Genomic DNA, 15452 nt, shown 5'->3' with positions numbered 1-15452 from the left:
GGATCGTTACAACCGGTCAGCGCCAACACGCCAATACATAATAACGGTGCCAGATAATTCACTTTCATATAATTGTATCCTTGTCTCAAAATTATCCCTTCGTTCAGTACATAGAAAAAATGTTAAGGCACTGATGTAAAAAGGAACGTAAAAGTTAAAAAATACAATTTTAGAGCCTTTTGTCAATGCTGGGTCCGTGTCATAGCTGGTCGCATACCCCTCCCTAAAAATTAGCTTACAGGTTAATTTTCACCTTGCCTAACATTAGCCTATAGGTTAATATTAATGGAAATGGGAGGTCACATGTTTAGCGTTGTTTATCACCCGGAAGCCAGGGAAGAAGCCACAGCATTACCCGTAAAAATCAGGGTGAAGTTTGACCGTCTCATCGGCAAACTGGAGTATGATGCCCGATTACTGCGGGAGCCGGACACGAAGCCCCTGGGCGATGGACTTTTTGAGATCCGCACGATGGGGACGGACATAGCCAGGGGCATCTGGGTATACCACAAAGGCAATACCATCATCATGCTCCGGGTTTTCATCAAGAAGTCACAGAAAACGCCAGCGAAAGAAATCGATCTCGCCAAAAAGCGGTTAGCGGAGGTACTTAATGAAACTGGTAAGCCATAAAGAACTGCATAACGAGTGGATGCAGGACGACGAATATCGCGCTGCATGGCAGGAAGAAGAACGCAAGGAGAAGCTCAGAGAGCTACTTGCGGAATGGCGTAAACATGACAACCTGACAAAAGCGCAGGTTGCTGAACGCATGGGGGTTACACCTCCGGTTATTTCCCGCCTGGAAAACAACATCACCAAAGCCAGCATCGACACTCTGACCCGCTACGCTCACGCCTGCGGCATCAAAAAACCTGTCATTGCCCTGTACTGATGACATCCTACCCGGTTTTAGTTTTCGCCGGGTAGGTGTTGTCTCAACAGGAAAACGCGGTACAGGAGGTCTGAAGCCCAATGGGGAAGAACCATACGTTAATAATGTAACCATATGATTTTACATCTATAAAATCCAGATATCGCTTATCTCATGAAAGCACGCGGCAAGGCGTTCCAGTCTGTCGTGTATTCCGGACTCAGCATTTCCCTGCGCATCGCGAACCCCACATTGATCCCCTGGCCGGCAAAAAAAATGCGGCCCTTACCGGCGCGGTTAATCCGATCGACGGCATTCATCAGGGCTTCGCTGTCAGGACGGGGAGCACATTCATCAAACAGATTAAGTTGTGCCTCGCGGCCGGAAAAATCGGCCAGCATGATACCAGCCTTTGCGTACCGGTAGCCATCACGCCAGATGCGCGCAAGCGCACGCTGGGCAGCGGCAATGATGTCCCGGCTGTCCTGAGTGGCTACCAGTAGCGTCTCCGTCGCCTGGCTGGCACAGGGCGCATCCCGGGGTGAAAACGGGCTGGTTCGGATAAAGACACTGATCGCACGACAGTGCTGCTTTTCCTGACGCAGCTTTTCTCCTGCCCGCGCAGCAAAGCCGGTGATGGCCATCTGCATTTCCTGAAAGCTGGTTACACGCTCACCAAATGACCTGGAGACGACAATTTGGGGAGCCCGCAGAATTCGGAAAAAATCGTACGCTAAGGTTTTCCGGGCATCCGTAAGGGCCGAAACTTCCCGTCTTCCAGTCTGCGGCTCTGCCGCCAGACGTAATCGCCGGTTAGGTTGATGTGCTCCCAGCCCAGCGGCGACAGGAATTGCAGCAGCTCGCCGTCCACCGGCTTGCCGGCCTCGACCAACCCCTGGGTGGCGCGTTCCAGGTACACCGTGTTCCACAGCACGATAGCCGCCGTCACCAGGTTGAGGCCGCTGGCCCGGTAGCGCTGCTGCTCGAAGCTCCGATCCCTGATTTCCCCAAGGCGGTTGAAGAACACCGCCCTGGCCAGCGAGTTGCGCGCCTCACCTTTGTTCAGGCCGGCATGCACGCGGCGGCGCAGTTCAACACTTTGCAGCCAGTCCAGGATGAACAGCGTGCGCTCGATCCGGCCCAGCTCGCGCAGGGCCACGGCCAGTCCGTTCTGGCGCGGGTAGCTGCCGAGCTTGCGCAGCATCAGCGAGGCGGTGACGGTGCCCTGCTTGATCGAGCTGGCCAGGCGCAGGATGTCGTCCCAGTGGGCACGCACGTGCTTGATGTTCAGGGTGCCGCCGATCAGCGGGCGCAACGTCGGGTAGGCTTGCACGCCCTGCGGCACGTACAGCTTGGTTTCGCCGAGGTCGCGGATGCGCGGCGCGAAGCGGAAGCCTAGCAGGTGCATCAGGGCAAAGACGTGATCGGTGAAGCCGGCCGTGTCGGTGTAGTGCTCCTCGATCCGCAGGTCGGACTCGTGGTACAGCAGGCCGTCGAGCACATAGGTGGAATCGCGGACGCCGACATTCACCACGCGGGTGCTGAACGGCGCGTACTGGTCGGAGATATGGGTATAGAACAGCCGTCCCGGCTCGCTACCGTACTTCGGGTTGACGTGCCCGGTGCTCTCGCCCCGGCCACCCGCGCGGAAGCGCTGGCCATCGGAGGATGAGGTCGTGCCGTCGCCCCAGTGGGCGGCAAAGGCGTGGCGATACTGGTGGTTGACCAGCTCGGCCAAGGCCGCCGAATAGGTTTCGTCGCGGATGTGCCAGGCTTGCAGCCAGGACAGCTTGGCGTAGGTCAGGCCGGGGCTCGACTCGGCCATCTTGGTCAGCCCGAGGTTGATCGCATCACCGAGGATTGCGGACAGCAGCAACGTCCTGTCTTTGGCCTCGGCCCCGTCCTTCAAGTGGGTGAAGTGGCGGCTGAAGCCCGTCCAGTCGTCCACGTCCATCAGCAGTTCGGTGATCTTGATGCGCGGCAGTAACTGGCTGGTTTGGTCGATCAGCGCCTGCGCCCGATCCGGCACCGCCGCATCCAGCGGGGTGATTTTCAGCCCTGACTCGGTGAGGATGGCATCGGGCAGCTCGTTGTCCTTGGCCAGGCGGGTGACGGTGGCCAACTGCTCGTCCAGCAGCTGCAAACGCTCTTCCAGGTACTGGTCGCTGTTCGGGTTGATCGCCAGGGGCAGGGCCTGCTCGCGCTTGAGTGCGGCGAACTTCTCGGCCGGCAGCAGGTAGTCGTCGAAGTCGCGGAACTGCCGCGAGCCCTTGACCCAGATGTCGCCGGAGCGCAGGGCGTTCTTCAGCTCGGACAGGGCGCAGATTTCGTAGAATTTCCGGTCGAGGCCTTCCGGGGTGATCACCAGCGGCTTCCAGCGCGGCTTGATGAAGGCCGTGGGTGCATCGGCCGGCACCTTGCGCAGGTTGTCGGCGTTCATCTCACGCAGGGTCTGCACGGCTGCCAGCACGCCTTGCGCGGCCGGCCCGTGCTGTTCCCCAACTTTTCGCTCGGCGAAGAGTATGAACATGCGCCGCCGGCGACGAATCGCCAAATCTCACCGTATCTCCCGAGCGGACGATTTCGCACCGGTCTGCCCGTCGAAGGGCTTGCGATCGAACGGGGCGACCTTTTCTATGCATGTCCGCGAGCCAGCGTCTTTTATGGCACGGCGCTCGACGCCGACCTTCGGACGCGCGGCGTAAGCACGCTTGTCATGGCCGGGATAAGCACCACCGGCGTTGTTCTTTCAAGCGTCGCCTGGGCTAGTGATGCGGACTACGACGTGCGTTTGGTCCAGGACTGCTGCTACGACCCGGATCGGGATGCCCACGAAGCTCTGTTGCGTTCCGGGTTCGGCGGACGTGTACAGGTCGTGTAATTTTCGGGCCTCGCATGATCGCGGCCATAGCCGCAGGTGGATTGGTGCGAGGCAGGGCCAGTCCAAGTCAGGGTGCGGTCATCGCGGCGCCTGCAACTCTCAAAAACCCATCGCCGTAGCGGAGGTCTTGTAATCGCATGTCATTACGCACGCCCGATTTATTGTTCACAGCGATAGCACCTGCCATTTGGGGCAGCACCTACATTGTCACCACCCAATACCTGCCGAACTTCTCACCGATGACGGTCGCGATGCTGCGGGCGTTGCCGGCGGGTTTATTGCTCGTGATGATCGTCCGACAGATTCCAACGGGAATCTGGTGGATGCGCATCTTCATCCTCGGCGCACTTAATATTTCGCTATTCTGGAGCTTGTTGTTTATTTCGGTCTACCGCCTGCCGGGCGGGGTCGCGGCGACGGTAGGCGCTGTGCAGCCGCTGATGGTCGTGTTCATCTCTGCCGCTCTGCTAGGTAGCCCGATACGATTGATGGCGGTCCTGGGGGCTATTTGCGGAACTGCGGGCGTGGCGCTGTTGGTGTTGACACCAAACGCAGCGCTAGATCCTGTCGGCGTCGCAGCGGGCCTGGCGGGGGCGGTTTCCATGGCGTTCGGAACCGTGCTGACCCGCAAGTGGCAACCTCCCGTGCCTCTGCTCACCTTTACCGCCTGGCAACTGGCGGCCGGAGGACTTCTGCTCGTTCCAGTAGCTTTAGTGTTTGATCCGCCAATCCCGATGCCTACAGGAACCAATGTTCTCGGCCTGGCGTGGCTCGGCCTGATCGGAGCGGGTTTAACCTACTTCCTTTGGTTCCGGGGGATCTCGCGACTCGAACCTACAGTTGTTTCCTTACTGGGCTTTCTCAGCCCGGGGACCGCCGTGTTGCTAGGATGGTTGTTCTTGGATCAGACGCTGAGTGCGCTTCAAATCATCGGCGTCCTGCTCGTGATCGGGAGTATCTGGCTGGGCCAACGTTCCAACCGCACTCCTAGGGCGCGTATAGCTTGCCGGAAGTCGCCTTGACCCGCATGGCATAGGCCTATCGTTTCCACGATCAGCGATCGGCTCGTTGCCCTGCGCCGCTCCAAAGCCCGCGACGCAGCGCCGGCAGGCAGAGCAAGTAGAGGGCAGCGCCTGCAATCCATGCCCACCCGTTCCACGTTGTTATAGAAGCCGCATAGATCGCCGTGAAGAGGAGGGGTCCGACGATCGAGGTCAGGCTGGTGAGCGCCGCCAGTGAGCCTTGCAGCTGCCCCTGACGTTCCTCATCCACCTGCCTGGACAACATTGCTTGCAGCGCCGGCATTCCGATGCCACCCGAAGCAAGCAGGACCATGATCGGGAACGCCATCCATCCCCGTGTCGCGAAGGCAAGCAGGATGTAGCCTGTGCCGTCGGCAATCATTCCGAGCATGAGTGCCCGCCTTTCGCCGAGCCGGGCGGCTACAGGGCCGGTGATCATTGCCTGGGCGAGTGAATGCAGAATGCCAAATGCGGCAAGCGAAATGCCGATCGTGGTCGCGTCCCAGTGAAAGCGATCCTCGCCGAAAATGACCCAAAGCGCGGCCGGCACCTGTCCGACAAGTTGCATGATGAAGAAGACCGCCATCAGGGCGGCGACGACGGTCATGCCCCGGGCCCACCGGAACGAAGCGAGCGGGTTGAGAGCCTCCCGGCGTAACGGCCGGCGTTCGCCTTTGTGCGACTCCGGCAAAAGGAAACAGCCCGTCAGGAAATTGAGGCCGTTCAAGGCTGCCGCGGCGAAGAACGGAGCGTGGGGGGAGAAACCGCCCATCAGCCCACCGAGCACAGGTCCCGCGACCATCCCGAACCCGAAACAGGCGCTCATGAAGCCGAAGTGCCGCGCGCGCTCATCGCCATCAGTGATATCGGCAATATAAGCGCCGGCTACCGCCCCAGTCGCCCCGGTGATGCCGGCCACGATCCGCCCGATATAGAGAACCCAAAGGAAAGGCGCCGTCGCCATGATGGCGTAGTCGACAGCAGCGCCGGCCAGCGAGACGAGCAAGACCGGCCGCCGCCCGAAACGATCCGACAGCGCGCCCAGCACAGGTGCGCAGGCAAATTGCATCAACGCATACAGCGCCAGCAGAATGCCATAGTGGGCGGTGACGTCGTTCGAGTGAACCAGATCGCGCAGGAGGCCCGGCAGCACCGGCATAATCAGGCCGATGCCGACAGCGTCGAGCGCGACAGTGCTCAGAATTACGATCAGGGGTCTGTTGGGTTTCACGTCTGGCCTCCGGACCAGCCTCCGCTGGTCCGATTGAACGCGCGGATTCTTTATCACTGATAAGTTGGTGGACATATTATGTTTATCAGTGATAAAGTGTCAAGCATGACAAAGTTGCAGCCGAATACAGTGATCCGTGCCGCCCTGGACCTGTTGAACGAGGTCGGCGTAGACGGTCTGACGACACGCAAACTGGCGGAACGGTTGGGGGTTCAGCAGCCGGCGCTTTACTGGCACTTCAGGAACAAGCGGGCGCTGCTCGACGCACTGGCCGAAGCCATGCTGGCGGAGAATCATACGCATTCGGTGCCGAGAGCCGACGACGACTGGCGCTCATTTCTGATCGGGAATGCCCGCAGCTTCAGGCAGGCGCTGCTCGCCTACCGCGATGGCGCGCGCATCCATGCCGGCACGCGACCGGGCGCACCGCAGATGGAAACGGCCGACGCGCAGCTTCGCTTCCTCTGCGAGGCGGGTTTTTCGGCCGGGGACGCCGTCAATGCGCTGATGACAATCAGCTACTTCACTGTTGGGGCCGTGCTTGAGGAGCAGGCCGGCGACAGCGATGCCGGCGAGCGCGGCGGCACCGTTGAACAGGCTCCGCTCTCGCCGCTGTTGCGGGCCGCGATAGACGCCTTCGACGAAGCCGGTCCGGACGCAGCGTTCGAGCAGGGACTCGCGGTGATTGTCGATGGATTGGCGAAAAGGAGGCTCGTTGTCAGGAACGTTGAAGGACCGAGAAAGGGTGACGATTGATCAGGACCGCTGCCGGAGCGCAACCCACTCACTACAGCAGAGCCATGTAGACAACATCCCCTCCCCCTTTCCACCGCGTCAGACGCCCGTAGCAGCCCGCTACGGGCTTTTTCATGCCCTGCCCTAGCGTCCAAGCCTCACGGCCGCGCTCGGCCTCTCTGGCGGCCTTCTGGCGCTCCTGCTGCGGCGTCCGCTCGTGGGCCGTGGCGCGGGTCCGCGCGCCGGCCTCGTGCGCCTGGCGCTCGCGGGCGAGGTCCAGGGCGGCCGTCTTCACGTTCTGCCTTGCGCAGATGAGATAGGGGCGCAGTGGCGGTTTTCATGGCTTGTTATGACTGTTTTTTTGTACAGTCTATGCCTCGGGCATCCAAGCAGCAAGCGCGTTACGCCGTGGGTCGATGTTTGATGTTATGGAGCAGCAACGATGTTACGCAGCAGGGCAGTCGCCCTAAAACAAAGTTAACCTCTGAGGAAGAATTGTGAAACTATCACTAATGGTAGCTATATCGAAGAATGGAGTTATCGGGAATGGCCCTGATATTCCATGGAGTGCCAAAGGTGAACAGCTCCTGTTTAAAGCTATTACCTATAACCAATGGCTGTTGGTTGGACGCAAGACTTTTGAATCAATGGGAGCATTACCCAACCGAAAGTATGCGGTCGTAACACGTTCAAGTTTTACATCTGACAATGAGAACGTATTGATCTTTCCATCAATTAAAGATGCTTTAACCAACCTAAAGAAAATAACGGATCATGTCATTGTTTCAGGTGGTGGGGAGATATACAAAAGCCTGATCGATCAAGTAGATACACTACATATATCTACAATAGACATCGAGCCGGAAGGTGATGTTTACTTTCCTGAAATCCCCAGCAATTTTAGGCCAGTTTTTACCCAAGACTTCGCCTCTAACATAAATTATAGTTACCAAATCTGGCAAAAGGGTTAACAAGTGGCAGCAACGGATTCGCAAACCTGTCACGCCTTTTGTACCAAAAGCCGCGCCAGGTTTGCGATCCGCTGTGCCAGGCGTTAAGGCTACATGAAAATCGTACATTACGAAGCGAATGCACCATGGATAGGAAGAATGAAATGCCCAAACCCAAAGTGTGGGAAGGAAACTCCTGCCTGGCAATCGAGCGGCATGAGCGACAGTTGCCCGCATTTTTTCTGTGATACTTGCTCGAATGTAATCCATAGAGAGCAGGACCATGCATTACTGTATGAAAATGAAATCAATCAAGAGCTCTTGGATCGAATAGCAGCAACTCTTCCAGATTGCCCTTGCGGGGGTAGGTTTGTTCCTGGTGCAAACCCAAAGTGTCCGAGTTGCAAGACCGAGTACGTGCACCAATGGGATGCAGTGAAAAGGTTGAATGTACCTTTTATGCCAATCTTGGATGGTTCCTGCTTGATTCGAGATAGGCTGTATTCGTATGAAGTATGCATTGGTTCTAAACCAAAATACTGGTGGCGTTTGTTCACAAATGCCTTAACAAGTTTAGGCAAGGGACGCTCCTGACGTCGCGCCCCTGCTAAAAGCGTTAGATGCACTAAGCACATAATTGCTCACAGCCAAACTATCAGGTCAAGTCTGCTTTTATTATTTTTAAGCGTGCATAATAAGCCCTACACAAATTGGGAGATATATCATGAAAGGCTGGCTTTTTCTTGTTATCGCAATAGTTGGCGAAGTAATCGCAACATCCGCATTAAAATCTAGCGAGGGCTTTACTAAGCTTGCCCCTTCCGCCGTTGTCATAATCGGTTATGGCATCGCATTTTATTTTCTTTCTCTGGTTCTGAAATCCATCCCTGTCGGTGTTGCTTATGCAGTCTGGTCGGGACTCGGCGTCGTCATAATTACAGCCATTGCCTGGTTGCTTCATGGGCAAAAGCTTGATGCGTGGGGCTTTGTAGGTATGGGGCTCATAATTGCTGCCTTTTTGCTCGCCCGATCCCCATCGTGGAAGTCGCTGCGGAGGCCGACGCCATGGTGACGGTGTTCGGCATTCTGAATCTCACCGAGGACTCCTTCTTCGATGAGAGCCGGCGGCTAGACCCCGCCGGCGCTGTCACCGCGGCGATCGAAATGCTGCGAGTCGGATCAGACGTCGTGGATGTCGGACCGGCCGCCAGCCATCCGGACGCGAGGCCTGTATCGCCGGCCGATGAGATCAGACGTATTGCGCCGCTCTTAGACGCCCTGTCCGATCAGATGCACCGTGTTTCAATCGACAGCTTCCAACCGGAAACCCAGCGCTATGCGCTCAAGCGCGGCGTGGGCTACCTGAACGATATCCAAGGATTTCCTGACCCTGCGCTCTATCCCGATATTGCTGAGGCGGACTGCAGGCTGGTGGTTATGCACTCAGCGCAGCGGGATGGCATCGCCACCCGCACCGGTCACCTTCGACCCGAAGACGCGCTCGACGAGATTGTGCGGTTCTTCGAGGCGCGGGTTTCCGCCTTGCGACGGAGCGGGGTCGCTGCCGACCGGCTCATCCTCGATCCGGGGATGGGATTTTTCTTGAGCCCCGCACCGGAAACATCGCTGCACGTGCTGTCGAACCTTCAAAAGCTGAAGTCGGCGTTGGGGCTTCCGCTATTGGTCTCGGTGTCGCGGAAATCCTTCTTGGGCGCCACCGTTGGCCTTCCTGTAAAGGATCTGGGTCCAGCGAGCCTTGCGGCGGAACTTCACGCGATCGGCAATGGCGCTGACTACGTCCGCACCCACGCGCCTGGAGATCTGCGAAGCGCAATCACCTTCTCGGAAACCCTCGCGAAATTTCGCAGTCGCGACGCCAGAGACCGAGGGTTAGATCATGCCTAGCATTCACCTTCCGGCCGCCCGCTAGCGGACCCTGGTCAGGTTCCGCGAAGGTGGGCGCAGACATGCTGGGCTCGTCAGGATCAAACTGCACTATGAGGCGGCGGTTCATACCGCGCCAGGGGAGCGAATGGACAGCGAGGAGCCTCCGAACGTTCGGGTCGCCTGCTCGGGTGATATCGACGAGGTTGTGCGGCTGATGCACGACGCTGCGGCGTGGATGTCCGCCAAGGGAACGCCCGCCTGGGACGTCGCGCGGATCGACCGGACATTCGCGGAGACCTTCGTCCTGAGATCCGAGCTCCTAGTCGCGAGTTGCAGCGACGGCATCGTCGGCTGTTGCACCTTGTCGGCCGAGGATCCCGAGTTCTGGCCCGACGCCCTCAAGGGGGAGGCCGCATATCTGCACAAGCTCGCGGTGCGACGGACACATGCGGGCCGGGGTGTCAGCTCCGCGCTGATCGAGGCTTGCCGCCATGCCGCGCGAACGCAGGGGTGCGCCAAGCTGCGGCTCGACTGCCACCCGAACCTGCGTGGCCTATACGAGCGGCTCGGATTCACCCACGTCGACACTTTCAATCCCGGCTGGGATCCAACCTTCATCGCAGAACGCCTAGAACTCGAAATCTAACGTCCGTTCGGGCATCGAGGTCCATGTCGGGGTGGGACGGGCCCGTGGCTTCAAGATCACTTGCAGTCCGACCGCGATGTCTTGGTTGCGCGAGAGGTTGTCGATATCCTCCACTTCCATCATCAACCCTGGATAATGCCGCCGCCGTCATCGCCGCCGACGCCCGTGCCGGGCTTTTCGGGCCTGTCAGGCTTGCTCGGCCTTCAGCCTGCCTGGGCGAGATCTCCGGCGGACGGATTAACGGCGGAGCTTCGCCGCCTTTCGTGCGTGTGAAGGCCGAAGATAGTTCTCTCAAAAACATCCGTTTATGAGAGATACCAAATGTCATTTTCAGAAGACGACTGCACCAGTTGATTGGGCGTAATGGCTGTTGTGCAGCCAGCTCCTGACAGTTCAATATCAGAAGTGATCTGCACCAATCTCGACTATGCTCAATACTCGTGTGGGCTCTGTTGCAAAAATCGTGAAGCTTGAGCATGCTTGGCGGAGATTGGACGGACGGAACGATGACGGATTTCAAGTGGCGCCATTTCCAGGGTGATGTGATCCTGTGGGCGGTGCGCTGGTATTGTCGCTATCCGATCAGCTATCGCGACCTTGAGGAAATGCTGGCGGAACGCGGCATTTCGGTCGACCATACGACGATCTATCGCTGGGTCCAGTGCTACGCCCCGGAGATGGAGAAGCGGCTGCGCTGGTTCTGGCGGCGTGGCTTTGATCCGAGCTGGCGCCTGGATGAAACCTACGTCAAGGTGCGGGGCAAGTGGACCTACCTGTACCGGGCAGTCGACAAGCGGGGCGACACGATCGATTTCTACCTGTCGCCGACCCGCAGCGCCAAGGCAGCGAAGCGGTTCCTGGGCAAGGCCCTGCGAGGCCTGAAGCACTGGGAAAAGCCTGCCACGCTCAATACCGACAAAGCGCCGAGCTATGGTGCAGCGATCACCGAATTGAAGCGCGAAGGAAAGCTGGACCGGGAGACGGCCCACCGGCAGGTGAAGTATCTCAATAACGTGATCGAGGCCGATCACGGAAAGCTCAAGATACTGATCAAGCCGGTGCGCGGTTTCAAATCGATCCCCACGGCCTATGCCACGATCAAGGGATTCGAAGTCATGCGAGCCCTGCGCAAAGGACAGGCTCGCCCCTGGTGCCTGCAGCCCGGCATCAGGGGCGAGGTGCGCCTTGTGGAGAGAGCTTTTGGCATTGGGCCCTCGGCGCTGACGGAGGCCATGGGCATGCTCAACCACCATTTCGCAGCAGCCGCCTGATCGGCGCAGAGCGACAGCCTACCTCTGACTGCCGCCAATCTTTGCAACAGAGCCTCCGTCGCCATGCTCACCTCGCTTTGGTGCACACGAGTATTGAGCATAGTCGAGATTGGTGCAGATCACTTCTGATATTGAACTGTCAGGAGCTGGCTGCACAACAGCCATTACGCCCAATCAACTGGTGCAGTCGTCTTCTGAAAATGACAATTCGGGCTATCTGTGGCGATGTTCAGAAAACGGTGGTTTTCTGGACAGGTCTGCAGGGTTTCGCTTTTTCATGGCCGGGCATACCCAAAACCGTTAAGATAACCGTCAATTTTTCTATGTTCAGGCACTGTCAATGAATCAACGCATTGGATACGCCCGCGTTTCGACGGACGACCAGCACCTAGACCTGCAGCGCGACGCGCTCCAGCAGGCCGGGTGCAGCGTGATCTATGAGGAAGCGGCCAGCGGCAAGAGCGCGGCACGCCCGGAGCTTGAGCAGTGCCGCAAGGCGTTACGGGCCGGGGATACCCTCGTGGTGTGGCGGCTTGATCGACTCGGGCGCAGCCTGCATGACTTGGTGCAGATCGTGGCCGAGCTTGAACAGCGCGGCGTGCATTTCGAGAGCCTGACCGAGAAGATCGAGACGGGCAGCGCATCGGGCAAGCTGCAATTCCATGTTTTCGCGGCGCTGGCCGAGTTCGAGCGCGGCTTGATCCGTGAGCGGACGCAGGCCGGGCTGGCAGCAGCCCGCGCCCGTGGCCGGGCCGGTGGCCGCAAGCCGAAGTTAGACGACCAGCAGGTGCGAGAGATCAAAGCCCTGTTGCGCGATCCAGATATGGCACTGTTGCAAATAGTCGGTGGTGATAAACTTATCATCCCCTTTTGCTGATGGAGCTGCACATGAACCCATTCAAAGGCCGGCATTTTCAGCGTGACATCATTCTGTGGGCCGTACGCTGGTACTGCAAATACGGCATCAGTTACCGTGAGCTGCAGGAGATGCTGGCTGAACGCGGAGTGAATGTCGATCACTCCACGATTTACCGCTGGGTTCAGCGTTATGCGCCTGAAATGGAAAAACGGCTGCGCTGGTACTGGCGTAACCCTTCCGATCTTTGCCCGTGGCACATGGATGAAACCTACGTGAAGGTCAATGGCCGCTGGGCGTATCTGTACCGGGCCGTCGACAGCCGGGGCCGCACTGTCGATTTTTATCTCTCCTCCCGTCGTAACAGCAAAGCTGCATACCGGTTTCTGGGTAAAATCCTCAACAACGTGAAGAAGTGGCAGATCCCGCGATTCATCAACACGGATAAAGCGCCCGCCTATGGTCGCGCGCTTGCTCTGCTCAAACGCGAAGGCCGGTGCCCGTCTGACGTTGAACACCGACAGATTAAGTACCGGAACAACGTGATTGAATGCGATCATGGCAAACTGAAACGGATAATCGGCGCCACGCTGGGATTTAAATCCATGAAGACGGCTTACGCCACCATCAAAGGTATTGAGGTGATGCGTGCACTACGCAAAGGCCAGGCCTCAGCATTTTATTATGGTGATCCCCTGGGCGAAATGCGCCTGGTAAGCAGAGTTTTTGAAATGTAAGGCCTTTGAATAAGACAAAAGGCTGCCTCATCGCTAACTTTGCAACAGTGCCACTTCGCAGAACTATTCAAGATAATTCGGACAAGGAATTCCTGTTTCTGAAGAAAAAGTCGCCCCTGTCATTGTCCAGGGCCGTGTCACAGCTGCATCTGCCGGGCATAAGTCAGAAATACAATGAAAATCGCTACTATCCGCTGGGTGAGGCATCAGCCTCGCTCATTGGTGTGACCGGTGCCGAAAATAGAGGGCTGAGTGGTATTGAGCAGAGCTTTAACACCGTTCTGAGAAAGGACTTCGGGGTGAAAAAAATACGCAAAAACGCCAGGGGGGGCGTCATCAGCGTGATCCAGTATGACGCTCCGGAAACTGCACCGGCGATCAGGCTGAGTATTGACAGTGTGCTTCAGTATATTGTTTACAGCCGGTTAAGGGAGGGGGTCGAGCAACATCACGCCCAGTCAGGCGCTGCGGTGCTTGTCAGCGTAAACACCGGCGAAATTCTGGCTATGGCATCCTATCCGTCGTTTAATCCCAACCGTTTTTCCGGTGCCACTTCCGCTGAAATGCGTAACGTGGCGATTAATGACAGCTTTGAGCCGGGTTCAACGGTTAAACCCTTCGTCATTCTTGAAGGCCTGCGCCGCCATATTATCAGCAGCAGCACGCTTCTTGACACAAGGCCGTTCAGGGTTGACGGCCATCTTATCCGGGACGTGGGATACTGGCCGGCGCTGACGCCGACCGGCATACTTCAGAAATCCAGTGATACCGGAGTTTCACATATTGCCCTGGCGATGCCTTCGGATGCGCTGGTAAAAACGTATTCATCCTTCGGGCTGGGAAAACCGACAGGGCTGGGCCTTCCCGGTGAAAGTACTGGTTACTTTCCGTTCAGTCGCCATCGATGGGCTGATATTGAGCGCGCCACCTTCGCTTTTGGCTACGGCCTCCGGGTAACCCCGCTCCAGTTAGCCAGAGCCTATGCCACTCTCGGGGCCTGTGGCGTTTATCATCCGTTATCCGTTACACGGTTATCCGCGCCGGTGTACGGTGAGCAGGTGGCGGACCCGAAGCTTGCCGATGCTGTAATCAGAATGATGGAAAGTGATGTGTTACCCGGCGGAAGTGGCGTAAGGGCAGCTGTACCGGGCTACCGTCTGGCAATAAAAACCGGAACCGCAGAGAAGTTAGGTGCCGGTGGAAAATATGACGGGGGGCATATTACCTATACGGCAGGCGTCGCGCCGGCGAGCCGTCCTGAAGTGGCACTGGTTGTGGTTATTAACAATCCCAAAGCGGGACAGCATTTTGGTGGCTCAGTGGCGGCGCCTGTCTTCGGCCAGATTATCGGTCCGGTGCTTACCCGGCTGAAGATTGCACCGGATGCTTTACGTGCTCCGGTGGTACACCGACAGTCCGGCTGAACAGAGCCTGTTTACTCATTATTTATCTATTATTACTTAACTTAATTTTAAAAAGGATATTAATATGAAAAAGATCCGCCTTATTATAATCTCTTTACTGGCTGGAATGTGTACTCCAGCATTATCTACACCAGTCAATGTTACTGATACAATACAAAGCACAGAAGACCATATCAAAGGTCGGGTTGGTTTTACTGAAATAGACTTTTTATCCGGGAAGGTTCTGAGTAGTCATCGCCGTGAAGAACGTTTTCCTATGATGAGCACATTCAAAGTTTTGTTATGTGGAGCAATATTAGTACGTGTTGATAAAGGGCTTGAACAACTTGAACGCCGAATTACCTATAATAAGCATGACCTGGACGACTATTCTCCACTAACCAGTCAGCACATTGCAGATGGAATGACGGTTTCTGAGTTATGCAATGCTGCCATTACCACCAGTGATAACACTGCTGCAAATTTATTGCTATCAACTATTGGCGGGCCGGAGGGATTAACTCATTTTCTGCGTAGCACTGGTGATAGTTATACAAGGCTTGATCGACACGAACCCAGCCTTAATGAGGCGAAGCCTGGCGATGAGCGTGATACCACCACTCCGGCAGCGATGGCTCAAACGCTACAAAAATTGTTAAACGAAAGTGTACTTACAGAAAAATCTCGAAAAAAATTAATAAGCTGGATGCAGGAAGATAAAGTCGGCGGGCCTCTGTTCCGCTCTGTACTGCCAGCTGGCTGGATGATAGCGGATAAAACAGGAGCAGGTGATCACGGATCTCGGGGCATCGTTGCACTGTTGGGCCCCGGAGGCAAGCCATCTCGTATAGTAGTCCTGTATATTACAAATACTCATTCATCTATGAATGAACTCAACGAGCATATTGCAGGGATCGGAGATTCAGTAATTAAGAACTGGTAATATATTTACAGTGGAT

At 56.8% G+C, this 15452-nt stretch carries 17 protein-coding genes and 3 pseudogenes; 15 read left to right on the top strand and 5 right to left on the bottom strand.

Annotation, left to right across the window (positions count from 1 at the left end):
• The first annotated feature begins 303 nt into the window (after positions 1-303).
• The gene (locus tag KB892_RS29610; protein WP_000493286.1) at positions 304-633 is read left to right on the top strand and encodes a type II toxin-antitoxin system RelE/ParE family toxin; all 330 of its coding nucleotides are present in this window, start codon (positions 304-306) and stop codon (positions 631-633) included.
• Positions 614-895: a helix-turn-helix domain-containing protein gene (locus KB892_RS29605; RefSeq protein ID WP_000780222.1), complete on the top strand. Its 282-nt coding sequence runs from the start codon at positions 614-616 to the stop codon at positions 893-895. The genes KB892_RS29610 and KB892_RS29605 overlap by 20 nt, the downstream gene beginning before the upstream one ends.
• Before the next feature lie 146 nt (positions 896-1041).
• On the opposite strand, the gene KB892_RS29600 is transcribed toward KB892_RS29605, so the two are convergent.
• Both KB892_RS29600 and KB892_RS29595 read right to left on the bottom strand, forming a co-directional pair.
• Positions 1042-1518 carry a DUF4113 domain-containing protein gene (locus KB892_RS29600; protein ID WP_194164765.1) on the bottom strand — a complete coding sequence of 159 codons (477 nt, stop codon included), beginning with the start codon at positions 1516-1518 and terminating at the stop codon, positions 1042-1044.
• Positions 1519-1607: 89 nt separating this feature from the next.
• Positions 1608-3359, bottom strand: a pseudogene (locus tag KB892_RS29595) (Tn3-like element TnAs1 family transposase); the annotation flags it as partial.
• A gap of 3 nt (positions 3360-3362) precedes the next feature.
• Here KB892_RS29595 and KB892_RS29590 point away from each other — a divergent pair.
• Both KB892_RS29590 and KB892_RS29585 read left to right on the top strand, forming a co-directional pair.
• Complete coding sequence (locus tag KB892_RS29590) at positions 3363-3755, top strand: cysteine hydrolase family protein (RefSeq protein WP_001351729.1); 393 nt, start codon at positions 3363-3365, stop codon at positions 3753-3755.
• 137 nt (positions 3756-3892) lie between these two features.
• The gene (locus KB892_RS29585) at positions 3893-4777 is read left to right on the top strand and encodes a DMT family transporter (protein ID WP_000058717.1); all 885 of its coding nucleotides are present in this window, start codon (positions 3893-3895) and stop codon (positions 4775-4777) included.
• Between the two features lie 31 nt (positions 4778-4808).
• Here KB892_RS29585 and tet(A) read toward each other — a convergent pair whose 3' ends face one another.
• The gene (gene tet(A), locus KB892_RS29580) at positions 4809-6008 is read right to left on the bottom strand and encodes a tetracycline efflux MFS transporter Tet(A) (protein WP_000804064.1); all 1200 of its coding nucleotides are present in this window, start codon (positions 6006-6008) and stop codon (positions 4809-4811) included.
• Between the two features lie 105 nt (positions 6009-6113).
• Here tet(A) and tetR(A) point away from each other — a divergent pair, with 105 nt between their 5' ends.
• Positions 6114-6764 carry a tetracycline resistance transcriptional repressor TetR(A) gene (gene tetR(A), locus KB892_RS29575; protein WP_000164043.1) on the top strand — a complete coding sequence of 217 codons (651 nt, stop codon included), beginning with the start codon at positions 6114-6116 and terminating at the stop codon, positions 6762-6764.
• A 31-nt stretch (positions 6765-6795) separates the two neighbouring features.
• Here tetR(A) and KB892_RS29570 read toward each other — a convergent pair whose 3' ends face one another.
• Complete coding sequence (locus KB892_RS29570; protein WP_000844627.1) at positions 6796-7038, bottom strand: transposase; 243 nt, start codon at positions 7036-7038, stop codon at positions 6796-6798.
• A 202-nt stretch (positions 7039-7240) separates the two neighbouring features.
• On the opposite strand from KB892_RS29570, the gene dfrA1 reads away from it, so the two are divergent.
• From dfrA1 to KB892_RS29540, 6 genes and pseudogenes are all read left to right on the top strand, one after another.
• The gene (gene dfrA1 / locus KB892_RS29565; protein ID WP_000777554.1) at positions 7241-7714 is read left to right on the top strand and encodes a trimethoprim-resistant dihydrofolate reductase DfrA1; all 474 of its coding nucleotides are present in this window, start codon (positions 7241-7243) and stop codon (positions 7712-7714) included.
• Between the two features lie 703 nt (positions 7715-8417).
• The gene (locus KB892_RS29560; RefSeq protein ID WP_000679427.1) at positions 8418-8765 is read left to right on the top strand and encodes a quaternary ammonium compound efflux SMR transporter QacE delta 1; all 348 of its coding nucleotides are present in this window, start codon (positions 8418-8420) and stop codon (positions 8763-8765) included.
• Positions 8759-9598, top strand: coding sequence for a sulfonamide-resistant dihydropteroate synthase Sul1 (sul1, locus tag KB892_RS29555; RefSeq protein WP_000259031.1), 840 nt, complete (start codon positions 8759-8761; stop codon positions 9596-9598). The genes KB892_RS29560 and sul1 overlap by 7 nt, the downstream gene beginning before the upstream one ends.
• Before the next feature lie 127 nt (positions 9599-9725).
• On the top strand, positions 9726-10226 hold the full coding sequence (locus KB892_RS29550; protein ID WP_000376623.1) for a GNAT family N-acetyltransferase: 501 nt from the start codon (positions 9726-9728) through the stop codon (positions 10224-10226).
• A gap of 320 nt (positions 10227-10546) precedes the next feature.
• Positions 10547-10615: pseudogene (locus tag KB892_RS29545) on the top strand (EAL domain-containing protein); the annotation flags it as partial.
• Between the two features lie 117 nt (positions 10616-10732).
• A complete protein-coding gene (locus KB892_RS29540) occupies positions 10733-11497 on the top strand; it encodes an IS6-like element IS6100 family transposase (RefSeq protein ID WP_001389365.1) in 765 nt (254 codons plus the stop codon).
• Positions 11498-11636: 139 nt separating this feature from the next.
• On the opposite strand, the pseudogene KB892_RS29535 reads toward KB892_RS29540, so the two are convergent.
• Positions 11637-11702: pseudogene (locus KB892_RS29535) on the bottom strand (EAL domain-containing protein); the annotation flags it as partial.
• Positions 11703-11837: 135 nt separating this feature from the next.
• Between KB892_RS29535 and KB892_RS29530 the strand changes: the two are divergent.
• From KB892_RS29530 to KB892_RS29515, 4 genes are all read left to right on the top strand, one after another.
• Positions 11838-12374, top strand: a complete 537-nt coding sequence (locus KB892_RS29530) for a recombinase family protein (RefSeq protein WP_019725122.1) — start codon at positions 11838-11840, stop codon at positions 12372-12374.
• A gap of 11 nt (positions 12375-12385) precedes the next feature.
• The gene (locus KB892_RS29525) at positions 12386-13090 is read left to right on the top strand and encodes an IS6-like element IS26 family transposase (protein ID WP_001067855.1); all 705 of its coding nucleotides are present in this window, start codon (positions 12386-12388) and stop codon (positions 13088-13090) included.
• Between the two features lie 29 nt (positions 13091-13119).
• Positions 13120-14514 (top strand): penicillin-binding transpeptidase domain-containing protein, encoded by a 1395-nt coding sequence (locus KB892_RS29520; RefSeq protein ID WP_223807724.1) that lies wholly within the window; start codon positions 13120-13122, stop codon positions 14512-14514.
• A 64-nt stretch (positions 14515-14578) separates the two neighbouring features.
• On the top strand, positions 14579-15436 hold the full coding sequence (locus KB892_RS29515; RefSeq protein ID WP_012477595.1) for a class A beta-lactamase LAP-2: 858 nt from the start codon (positions 14579-14581) through the stop codon (positions 15434-15436).
• Positions 15437-15452: the final 16 nt, after the last annotated feature.

This window comes from Klebsiella sp. P1927 (assembly GCF_018204675.1).
Taxonomy (GTDB): Bacteria; Pseudomonadota; Gammaproteobacteria; order Enterobacterales; family Enterobacteriaceae; genus Klebsiella; species Klebsiella pneumoniae.
This window is presented reverse-complemented; position numbering and strand designations above follow the sequence as displayed.